General features: G+C 44.7%; 6 protein-coding genes. All 6 read right to left on the reverse strand.

Annotation, left to right across the window (positions count from 1 at the left end; all coding sequences use genetic code 11):
* Positions 1-4: 4 nt before the first annotated feature.
* On the reverse strand, positions 5-670 hold the full coding sequence (locus tag KN811_RS16445) for an ABC transporter ATP-binding protein (RefSeq protein WP_187963906.1): 666 nt from the start codon (positions 668-670) through the stop codon (positions 5-7).
* Between the two features lie 179 nt (positions 671-849).
* Entirely contained in the window at positions 850-3,261 is a 2,412-nt protein-coding gene (locus KN811_RS16450) for an ABC transporter permease (RefSeq protein WP_187963907.1), read from the reverse strand.
* Positions 3,262-3,263: 2 nt separating this feature from the next.
* The gene (locus tag KN811_RS16455; protein WP_187963908.1) at positions 3,264-5,651 is read right to left on the reverse strand and encodes an FtsX-like permease family protein; all 2,388 of its coding nucleotides are present in this window, start codon (positions 5,649-5,651) and stop codon (positions 3,264-3,266) included.
* Between the two features lie 563 nt (positions 5,652-6,214).
* A complete protein-coding gene (locus KN811_RS16460; protein WP_187963909.1) occupies positions 6,215-8,617 on the reverse strand; it encodes an ABC transporter permease in 2,403 nt (800 codons plus the stop codon).
* 213 nt (positions 8,618-8,830) lie between these two features.
* The gene (locus KN811_RS16465) at positions 8,831-11,224 is read right to left on the reverse strand and encodes an ABC transporter permease (RefSeq protein ID WP_187963910.1); all 2,394 of its coding nucleotides are present in this window, start codon (positions 11,222-11,224) and stop codon (positions 8,831-8,833) included.
* A 418-nt stretch (positions 11,225-11,642) separates the two neighbouring features.
* Positions 11,643-11,843: a hypothetical protein gene (locus tag KN811_RS16470; RefSeq protein ID WP_187963911.1), complete on the reverse strand. Its 201-nt coding sequence runs from the start codon at positions 11,841-11,843 to the stop codon at positions 11,643-11,645.
* Between the last annotated feature and the right edge of the window lie 175 nt (positions 11,844-12,018).

Below are 12,018 nucleotides of genomic sequence, written 5' to 3' on the forward strand. Positions count from 1 at the left end.
CTTATTATTTAATTTCCCTCCCGTCGAGCAGTTCTATGATCCGGGAGCCGTAGGCTGCATTCTTTTCCGAATGCGTTACCTGGATAATGGTTACACCTTCTTCGTTGAGTTGTTTAAAGAGGTCCATGATCTCTTCGCCCTGTTTGGAGTTGAGGTTTCCCGTAGGCTCGTCGGCCAGGATGAGTTTGGGCTTTGAAATAAGGGCCCTGGCTATACCTACCAGTTGTTGCTGCCCCCCGCTGAGCTGCTCGGGGAACAGGTCCTTTTTGCCTACGATGTTAAACCTGTCCAGCATATCGGCCACCAGGGCCTTGCGTTCGGATGACTTCATTTTTTTATAGAGCAGGGGAGTCTCTATATTCTCATATACGGTGAGTTCGTCGATAAGGTGATAGGCCTGGAACACAAAGCCGATATATTCCTTGTACAGATTGGCCCGGTGTTTTTCTTTTAACTGGTGTACGGATTCATCCATAAAGTTATATTCACCTTCGTTAAAACCGTCGAGCATCCCGACAACATTGAGCAGGGTGGTCTTTCCCGAACCGGAAGGGCCCATGATGGAAATAAATTCTCCTTCTTCCACGGTCAGGTTGATGTCTTTTAGCAGAAATGTTCTCCGCCCTCCGCTGTTTACCCATTTAAAGATGTTGTTAAGTTGTAGTAGCATAAATGTTTATTTATTTTTTAATATTTTGTTTTATATGTGATGACACCCCCTTGGTCCCCCGCTTCGACTGAACTCAGCACATCGCCTCAAGGGGGGGATTTGTATCTTTTTTAGAACTGATGGTTGTCTTTCACAGCGGTTTTAATTTGCATACTTGTACAAAAAGGTTTAATTCGTTGTTATTCTGTTTTTAGTGATTTTACGGGGTTTTCCAATGCAGCTTTTACGCTTTTGAAACTGATGGTTACCAGGGCAATAAACACGGTAATGAGTGCTGCCAGGACAAATACCCACCACCGGATATCCGTGCGATAGGAAAAATCCCTGAGCCACCTGTCCATAAAATAGTACCCGATGGGGAATGCTATGACAAAGGACAGGAGTATAAGTTTCAGAAAGTCTTTTGAAAGCAAAGTAACGATCTGCGCTACGCTCGATCCCAGGACTTTCCGTATCCCTATTTCCTTGAGCCGTTGTTCCGTGGTAAACGTTACCAGGCCAAACAGGCCCAGGCAGGCTACAAAAATAGTGAGCAGGGCAAAGATGCGGAGTATGTCTCCCATTTTTTGCTCGGCGCGATAGGTTTCTTTATAGGAATCGTCCAGGATGGCATAGGTAAACGGTTCGCCGGAGTCAAAGCGGTTCCATAGTTTTTGTATACTTTCGATAAGTCCGGACATATCGGCTACGGTAGTCCTCAAAATAAGTCCGCCGTAGGAATTATACCGTAAAATAAGGGGTTCTATGGGCTGGTGAAGGGATTTGAAGTGAAAATCCCTGACCACGCCTATTACGGTCAGTTCTTCTCCTCCCTTGTCATTAGCCCTGGTCAGGGTCTTTCCGATGGGGTTGTCTTTAAACCCCAGCGTTTCCACTGCGGTTTCGTTGATGATGACATTCAGAGAATCCGCTCCGAACACCTTGGAAAAATTTCTCCCGGCAACAAGCTCCATACCCATAACGGACAGATACTCTTCATCGATATTGTAATAGTGCATTCTTCGCTGGTACCGGTCTCCCAGGAAAACACCGGACATACTGTTATTGGTGGGACCGGCGGGAACATAGGCAGAAGTGGTTACATTTTTTACCCTGGGGTCTTTGAGAATTTCGTTTTTAAATGCCGTTTTGTTGTGGCCCAGAAGATGGGCATCCCTCAATACCAGGATCTGGTCCCGGTCATAGCCGACATTCTTGTTCTGGATGTAGGACATTTGCCGCCCCACGACCAGGGTGGCAAAGATAAGTCCTGCTGATATGACAAACTGGAATACGACCAGTCCGCTCCGGAGGCCTTTTGTACCCTTTCCGGTAAAGAATTTACTTTTTAACGCTGCTACCGGTTTAAATGAAGACAGAAAAAAAGCAGGATAACCACCGGCAGTCAGGCTTATGAAGGCCATCATAACGAGCAGCACGGCCCCTGTCCGGAACTTTAGTAAAAAAGCGGGGTTCAATGCTTTGCCGGACAGGTTGTTGAAGAAAGGCAGGGCCAGTATTACAAGGAAAAAACCTATGACCATGGCGATCAGTGTGGCTATAAGCGATTCCGTAAGGAACTGGGAGATCAGCTGTTTCCTTTCAGAACCCAGGACTTTGCGAATGCCCACTTCTTTGGTTCTTTTGGCCGCAGTAGCTGTGGACAGGTTCATAAAATTAATGCAGGCGATCAGTAGCATAAAAAGGCCTATGGCTCCGAATATATAGATGTATTTGATATTTCCGCCCTGTTCCAGTTCGCTGGCATTTGCGAAATCAGAGTTCAGATGAATATCGGTCAGGGGCTGAAGGAAGAGGCCCAGTTGATTGTCTTTGGTAAACTCGGCAAAGGACATTCCTATTTCATCTTTCATCTGGGGCCCCATATGGCTTTCAACGATCGGAGGTAATTTGTCTTCCAGTAATTCCGGGTCGGTGCCTTCCCGGAGCAACAGGTAAGTGAAAAAATCCGATTTTGTCCAGAAGGTGTTTTTGGCATAGGGATACCCTTCCATGGAGGCGAACATATCGAAATGAAAATGCGAGTTTTCCGGGATATTTTCTATGACGGCCGTGACCCTGAACTGTTCTTCGGCATCACCCATAACCAGCATCTTTCCTATGGGGTTGCTGTTTCCGAAATACTTTCGGGCTTCGTCCCGGGTCAGCACTATGGTCCCGGGTTCTTTTAAAGGATTTTCCTGGTTCCCCTTTATGACCGGGAGAGTGAAGATATCGAAAAAGTTGGGATCAACATAAGCAAAACGGCTGTCCCGGTAAGTGGTATTTTCATAACGCATTTTCGGCATCCAGATCCTCCTTATCCTCGTTGCATCCAGGACCTCCGGCAATTCTTCCTTCAGGGTTTGTGCAACAGGGGCCATGACCACGGCCTCTTTGATCACCTCACCGTTTACTTTTGCCCTGAAGACCACCCGGACGATATTATCCGCTTTTTCATGAAATTTATCATAGCTTAGTTCATCCGTGACAAAGAGCACGATGAGCAGGCAGCAGGCGATCCCGATGGACAGGCCTGCAATATTTAAGGAAAAGACCCCTTTGTTCTTAAGGATGTTCCTCCAGGCGGTTTTTATATAGGTTCTGATCATAATTATTCGGTTCTTAAGTTCTCAGCAGGACTTTTTAAGGCGGCTCTTATAATCCTGACCCCGATAGTGCTCAAGGCAATAAGGATTACGATCAAAGCACTTTGAAGAAAAGTGAGGAAACTCATTTCTATTCGATAAGGAAAACCCGAAAGCCATGTATTTAATAAATACCATGCAACCGGGGTAGCAATAATAATGGCTATAAGGATCAATATTAACGATTCTTTGGAAAAAATACCAAATATTCGGGCCACCGAAGCACCAAGTACTTTTCGGATACTTATTTCCCGGGTTCTTGTTTGAATGATAAAAGTAATTAACCCAAAAAGGCCTAAACACGAAAGAAAAACAATTAACAAACTAAACCAGGTCAATACGGTCCTGAGTTTATTTTCTGCACGGAACTCTTTTTCCAGGTCTTTGGCTGTCCAGGAATAATTAAACAGGTTCTCAGGATAGAATGCATTGTATTCCTGTGCTATCCGGCTTACAATTTGCCGGGGAGAATCGGTGTTTACCCTGACGAGCATATTTCCATACTGAAGTTCTTTTGCAGAGCGGATTATAGTTGGGGCAAGAGGGTTCCGAAGGCTTTGGTTGTGGAAATTTTTAATAACCCCCACAGGGATCCCCTGTATTTCTTCATAAGCCTGGTCCAGTTTTTCAATATTTAAACGCTCTGCCGTATAGGAGGTTATTAAAACCGGACGGTTCTCAATCCCGGCCTCCTCCTCTTCGGAGGTGGAAGGGTCTATCTGCTCTGATGAATAATCATTTCTAAGGCTTCTTCCTTTCACAATTTCCAGTTCCATGGTAGAAAAAAGGTCTTTATCGGCATCGATATACCAGGTTTTGATCGTATTTCCCGGAGATCCCGGGTCATCGATATCAGCAGACCATGTTCCTCCCGCACTGGAAGGGATCCACTGGCCGATACTTGCAGCCTCGACACCCGGAATTTTCCGGATCTCTTTTTTAAAGGCTTCGCCCTTATTCCCCCAGGCCGTATAATTAATCCTAAGCAGGTTCTCCTTATTAAAACCAAGGTCTTTCTGATTTAAAAATTCAAGCTGATTGTTTATTACCAGTGTGGAAATAATAATCCCGACGGTAATTACAAATTGAGCCACCACCAGGCTTTTCCGGAAAAGTTCTGATCTCCGGTTTGTTTTAAACCGGTTACTTACCACATGGGTCATGTCAGGCCGGGAAATGATCCAGGCCGGATAGATCCCTGTCAGCAAACTTATGGAAAGGAGAAGTGTAAAGCTAAGGAATAGGAGCCGGAGATTACCGGTAAAAGTAAGCGCCAGGGAATTACCCAGGAAATTTTCTAAAAAAGGCAAGAAAAGGTGATAAGTTATGAGTCCCAATATATAACTAAGGCCAAAAAACAGAAAAGACTCTGTCAGAAATTGAAAGATCAGTTTTTTTCTGCTCGCTCCCAGGATCTTTCTCAAGCCGGTATTCCTGTTTTTCTTTAAAGTTCTTACCGTACTTAAGTTCACGAAATTAATACAGGCAATCAGCAATAATAATATGGCAACACCGGTAAGGATATTGATATTCCTCTTATTTCCTTTGATCTCCTGATAATATTCATCAGAATTGAGATAAATATCCTGTATGGGCTGTAAAGAAAATTTAATTTTCTCCTTTTTGTTCTCCAAATTAGTGTACCACTGGTTTATAGCTGTGATCAATGAAGACTTTGAAACTCCTGGTTTTAATAAGATATAATTCGTACTGTAAGGGACAAACCTGCCGGAATTAAGATCTGTGTTTTGAGGCTTGTCTATAATAAGAGCTTCTGCCCGCAAATGCGTGTTTACAGGGAGATCTTCAATTACACCGGTAATAAGATATTCTGAAGATTCTCCGAAATTTGAAATATCTCTTATGATCTTTCCTACCGGATTGGTATGGGGAAAATAGCGGTCCCTGATTTTTTCCGAGATCACTAAATTCGGATACCCGGCATTAAATTTCTGAGGTGTACCCTGAAGTGTTTTTATATCGAGTAAATCCCAGATCCCGGGATCTACCTGAAGACTGTTGAGTTCAACCGGATCCTCATTAAATACGAATGGCACAGAGCGATGTAAAATTTCTGAATATGTTTCTACCTGTTCAAAATTCTCAGCCAGCAGGGGTGCTAACGGAGAAAGGGTGGAGACTCTTTTCTCTCCCGTAGCGGTATTTTCACTGGTCAGTCTAAAAAGTCTATCTCCCTTAGACCATTGTTTGTCATAGCTATACTCATTAATGACCACGGTAAACACAAGTAAAAAAGAAGCCAGACCAATACTTAAACCGGCGATATTGATCACCGAGTAGGTCTTATTGAATCGTATATTTCTCCAGGCTATTTTGAAATAATTCCGGATCATGTTTTTTTAATTTCTGTTTCTATTCCCCGTTAGGCTTTCCCATTTTTCGGGATTTCAGATAGAGGAAACTATGCTGTTCACAGGCTTTCACTACTATTGGTCTTTACAATACACAGCAACCGAGCCAAAAACTTAATGTGTTTATAATCAAAATCTTGCATGAATCCTGTATATAACAACTGTCCGATATTGAACACTCGTTGTCCGCATACGGGCAGTTTTGTCCTTTCCCGGTATTGGCCGGGGACCCGTGGGCGAACCTGTATTATTGAAAGATTGACGGGAGATTGATCCCGCTATGCGGGAAGATTGAATGAGATTGACAAACTGTTACAATCAATCTCCTGTAATATTCCATTCAAACCATATTTTGTTGTGTATGGGCTAAGTTACATGACAAAAGATACAAAACCCAATAGTCTTAGACTTAAGATTTCAGGACATAAGGCTAAAGAGTAATCAAACTTTACAGCCCTTGGTTTATAAGATTGTGTTTAACACCATTTTCATCCATATTTTAATGTCTTGTATCTTACGTCTAGCGGTCATACGTCCAGAACTGATCATTCCGTTTTCAGGGTTTTTACCGGGTTTAGCATGGCCGCCCTGACCGATTGGAAACTTACGGTGACCAGGGCAATGACCACAGCTGCCAGTGCCGTTATGGCAAACATCCACCACTGGATATCTATACGGTAGACGAAGTCGTGGAGCCAGGAGTTCATGGCCCACCAGGCCAGGGGCGAAGCGATAAGGAAAGCCAGTAAGACCAGTTTTATAAAACGCACCGATAACAAGCGGACAATACCTGTAACAGGAGCTCCCAGTACTTTGCGTATCCCGATCTCCCTGGTGCGTTGCTTTATGGTATAAGCCGACAGGCCGAAGAGTCCCAGGCAGGCGAGCAAAATGGTAATGGTCGAAAAGATCCCGAGGATCTTTCCCATTCGCATTTCACTGGCATAAAGATTGTCAAAAGCTTCGTCCATAAACCGGTAATCGAAGGGACGGTGTGTAATGATCTTGCCCCAGCTGTCTTTTAAAAAAGAGATGGTTCCGGAAAGATCATGGCCCGAGGTTTTGACAATAAGGTTACTGCCCCAGGTATCGGGAAAGAGTACCAGTGGCTTGATGGAAGTGTGCATCGAAGCAAAATGGAAATCTTTTATAACGCCCTTGACCTCTCCGTTCCTGTAATTGAAATTCACCTTTTTTCCTATGGCTTCTTCAGGCGTCCACCCCAATGCAGCGGCGGCAGACTGGTTTAAAATAAAGTGATAGTAATTTTTATCTGCATCTTCATACGATGCATCTCGCATATCCTGTTCCGACAATCCCTGGCCGGCTATGAGTTGCAGGCCACAGGCCTCAAGGTATTCTTCGTCGATGGGATTACCGAACGACATTAAGGATTGTTCGGGTGTCATCGTACCGGTCCACATGCTGTATCCGCCCTTGATCTGTGTAGGCAGTTCGGCAGCCCTGGATACAGCCAGGACATTCGGGTTTTGTTTTAACTTTTTTCTGATAAGGTCCATTTTTTGGGTGATCTTACCATCGAGAGGAAATACAAGCACGTGTTCCCGGTCGTATCCGAGTTCCTTGTTCCGGATGTAGTGCAGTTGGCTTTGCATGACCAGTGTGGCGATAATAAGAAAGGCGGAGATGCCGAACTGGAACACGGTAAGCGACCCTTTGAGCCAATGCCCGGAAGTAGAACGGTGAAATGATCCCTTAAGCACTTTTACAGATTTGAAACCGGACAGTACAAAAGCCGGATAGCTACCGGCAAGGAAAGAGATACAGAGCAATATTCCCAGCATGCTTACCAGTATCCCGGGCCGAAGCATATCGGAGAACAGCAGGGACTTTCCGGTAAGGCTGTTAAATGCCGGAAGTAATAAGAGGGTGAGCCCGATACTCAGGAGCAGGGCAAAGGAAGTAAGCAGGGCAGATTCGCTGATAAACTGCCAGAAGACCTGCTGCCGGTAAGCCCCGACAACTTTTCGGATACCGACTTCCCTGGCACGCTCCAGCGAGCGGGCCGTGCTGAGGTTGATATAGGTGAAGCATGCAATGACCAGGATAAGCAGTGCAACACATCCGGAAATATACAGGTACTGGATATTGCTGTTCGGCTCAAAACCGTCGTAAGGCGAGTACAGGTGTACACGGGTATAGGGTTCCAGTTCGTAAGTGAGATAGGAGCCGTCGTTGTCTTCATCCGCAGCCATTTCTCTTTTCATGAACGGGCTTATCTTGGGCTGAAGGGAGGCTATGGCCTTCCGGTCATTCAACAAAAGGTAAGTGGTATAATTGGCACTCCAGTAGGTTTCTTCGGTCCGGGCGGCCTGCCGGCTTGAAAAGGAAGCGAGCAGATCGAATTTGATCTGGGAGTTGGAGGGACAATCTGCAGCTACACCGGCCACCAGGTAATCGGTTTGGTCGGCCCCCACCTGAATGGTCTGGCCTACGGGGTCTGCACGGCCGAAATACTTTCTGGCCGTAGTTGCAGAAAGCACCACTTTATGAGGCGCATCCAGCACTTTTTTGGAAGTTCCCTTGAGTAGCGGAAACGAGGAAAATATATCGAAAAAAGCCGAATCGGCATACAGGAACCGGTCCTCTTCAAATACAACGTCCCCGGTCCTGACCACGGTATTTTCCTTATACATGCGCACACCGTTCTCCACTTCGGGAAAATTGTTTTTAAAGGCAGACAGGACCTTGGTACCTGTAAAATTCCCTTTTCTTACATCATCTCCATCCCGGCCGTATTCCATAATAACGCGTACGATGCGATCGCCTTTTTCCTGGAATTTGTCGTAACTCAGTTCGTGTTGTATATAAAGGATCATCAAAAGGCAACAGGTCATGCCGGTGACCAGGCCGATGATGTGAATGACAGAAACCGTCTTGTTCTTCCAGAGGTTTCTCCAGGCTATTTTAAAATGATTCCGGATCATGTTTTTTTAATTTCTGTTTCTGCTCTCTTTCCTAAGAGCTTCAGATAGAGAGGTCTATATTGTTCCCCGGGCTTTTATTACTATTGGCTTTTACAATATACAGCAACCGAGCCAAAAGTTTAATGTGTTTATAATCAAAATATTGAATAAATTCAGGGTAAGACAACTATCCGGTACTGAACATTCGTTGTCCGTAAGCTGTTAGTTTTGTCATTACTCTGCTTTCAGGGTCTTTACCGGGTTTAGCATGGCAGCCTTTACCGATTGAAAACTTATGGTGATAAGGGCAATCAGCAATGCACTTATTCCGGTGATCAGGAACGTTACCCAACTGATCTCAATACGATATGCAAATTCCCGGAGCCATTTGTCCATAAGCCAGTAAGCCAGGGGAAATGCAATGATAAGTGCAAGGCACACCAGTTTTAAAAAGTCTTTGGAAAGCAACCTGGTAATCCTGAATACCGAAGCCCCCAGGACTTTACGTATACCGATCTCCTTGTTCCGCTGTTCCGCAGTAAACGCTGCAAGGCCAAATAGGCCCAGACAGGCTACAAAAATGGCAAGGACGGAAAAGACCAGCCCGACCCGTGCGGTGCGTTTTTCCGCGGCATAAAGTTGCTCGGTGTTTTTATCCAGGAAAGTATAGTCAAAAGCCGAATCCGGTACGATCTTTTTGAACCGGGTTTCAAAATCCCTGAGGGTTGCCGGCAGGTTATCGCTATTAAAACGGACCAAAAGACGTCTTTTGGGCTCCATGGAGCCGTTGTGAAATGAATAAGCTCCAATGGGAGAATGCAGTGACGAAAAATTAAAATCATTGACCACGCCCCTGATATAAGAATTGTTTCCCAATCCGGCATGGACCCTTTTTCCAATAGCTTCTTCGGGCGTGTATCCCAGGTAGTCTACAGCTTTTTTATTCAGGATGACATCAACAGTGGTGTCCCGTTCCTGTTTAAAACGGGGAAGGGGCCTCCCGGCCAGCAAACGGAGCCCCAGGACCTCTGTTACCGTGTGGTCTGCACGATTGGATTGCAGGGAAATACCATGTGGGTCGTTTTCGCTCACATAAAGGGAACGACTGCTAACTTCCATTCCGGGAAACCCCTGTACCATACTTACCTGTAAGACCGAGGGGGCTTTCCTGAATTCATCGAGCAATGCTTCGGTAGAATTGTTTTTTACCGCTACTGCGGCAGATATGGCCACGACATTTTCCGGGTCATAGCCCAGGTCTTTCTGCAGGATAAACTGAATTTGCTGATAAATAACAGTAACACCAATGATCAGGACCACGGAAGCAGAAAATTGCAGGACCACCAACCCTTTTCGGACCATTCCGGCCATATTTCCCTGTCGGGCGGAGGTGCTCATAACTTCTTTGGGCGAAACCCTGGAAAGGTATAATGCCGGATAGGAACCTGCAATAAATGAGGTAAGTATCCAAACGACCAGTATGGCGGTTATAAATTTTAAGGAGAACACGAGATTTATATCCAGTTGTTTTTCCGTAATACTATTAAACAGGGGCACAGCAGCAAAAGCCAGCAAAACGCCCAATATTATTGCAATTCCGGTGATCAGCGCGGTTTCGGTATAAAACCGGGAGATAAGGCTACGGGTAGAAGCCCCAAGGGTTTTACTGATACCTACATCTTTTATACGTTTTTGCGAACGCGCTGTGGCCAGGTTCATGTAATTTATACAGGCAATAAGCAGGATTAACAGTGCCAGGAACGAAAAAATCCGTACCTCCCGGATACTGCCTTTACGAGAGGAATATAGGTTGGTATAACCCACGGAATACAAATGTACTTTTTCCAGGGGTTGCAGGGAAAAATGATACCACTGCTCCTCTTTTTTCACATAACGATCGAGCATTTGCTGTATTTCCTTTTCGGCAGTTTCCGGTATAAAAGTATCAGAAACAAGGCAATAGGTCTCAAAACTGGCATTGCCCCAGGAAGGGTTGCGATAATAGTTCAGTGTTTTAAATGAGGCTATGACATTGGCATCTATGGTACTGTTATCCGGAAGGTCTTTAATGATCCCGGTTACTTCCAGTTCAATATTGTAATCAACAGTGATCATCTGTCCCATAGGATCCCGGTCTCCGAAATAACGCCTGGCCGTGGTTTCCGTGAGGACAACGGTATTGGGGCGGGTAAGAGCCTTTTGAGGTTCTCCCTGGATAAATTCCGAATCAAAAATGGTAAAAAAAGTGTCATCACACCAATAAAGAAGGGGCTCGATAAGCTGTTTGTTGTTTAGGTTAACATTTACGAAGGCCCTGTCGCCAAAATCGTGTTTTAACATACGTACACTGGAAGTTATTCCGGGAATATCCTGGGATAGTGCAGGAGCTAAAGCTGCCGGAGCATTACACCAGATCTCTTCGCCGTGATCTCCCTGGGTATGCAATAACATCCGGTAAATGTGATCTTTGTTTGCATACATCTGATTAAAACTACGTTCGTGGATCACAAAGAGGAAAAGTAACAGGGAAATGGAGAGTCCGATGGCCAACCCTACAATATTGATCAATGAGAACTTGCGGTCTGCTAACAAGCTCCTCCAAGCTATTTTGAGATGATTACGAATCATATTTTTTAATTTTTGTTCCTGCTTCTATCCTGTTATGCTTTCCCCTTTTTTAAGTCATAGGCAGGCTGCTATGCTAAACCGGGGTCTTTAGTCATTGCCATATAATACACAGTAACCGAGCCAAAAAAATAACATATTCATAATCAGTTTTTTGAGTAAATCACAGATATAATAATTGTCCGATACTGAACACTTATTGTTCAAAAACGGGCGGTTTTGCTGCCCGTCCTGGGCACTTCGGTGAACTAAATATAATATTTAACTGCTGGCAGTTACATTTTTAGGCTACTTATATCGGGTTCAAGTAATACACTGATATAAACCCGATAAAGTTTCAGACCGGCACCATATCGTTTTTGGCCTGAAGGGTATCGCAATTACTGAAAACCTACTGGTTTCTATTGGCCGCGCATCCGTTTCAACTAATCACGGTATGGTTCCGGTTAACCACAATATCATTTTGATTGGCCATGTGTTCGTTTTTAATGGCCGTGTATTCGTTTCGGCTGACCATGGTATCGTTTCCGTTAGCCACGATATAGTTTTGAATGGTCACGTGTTCGTTTCTAATGGCCGTGCATTTGTTTCGGCTAACTGTGGTATCCTTCCTGTTAACCACAATATGGTTTTGACCTGGCAGATATCCATTTCGGCTAACCACGGTATGATTTTGATTAGCTACAATATAGTTTTGACCGGCCATGTGTTCGGTCCGACCGAAAAGGGTATCGTAGCAATAAGGAACCAAACAGTTATAGAACTGGCTTCTTTCTTTTAAAGAAAGAAACGGTTAC

This window comes from Sinomicrobium weinanense (assembly GCF_018863395.1).
GTDB classification, from domain to species: Bacteria; Bacteroidota; Bacteroidia; order Flavobacteriales; family Flavobacteriaceae; genus Sinomicrobium; species Sinomicrobium weinanense.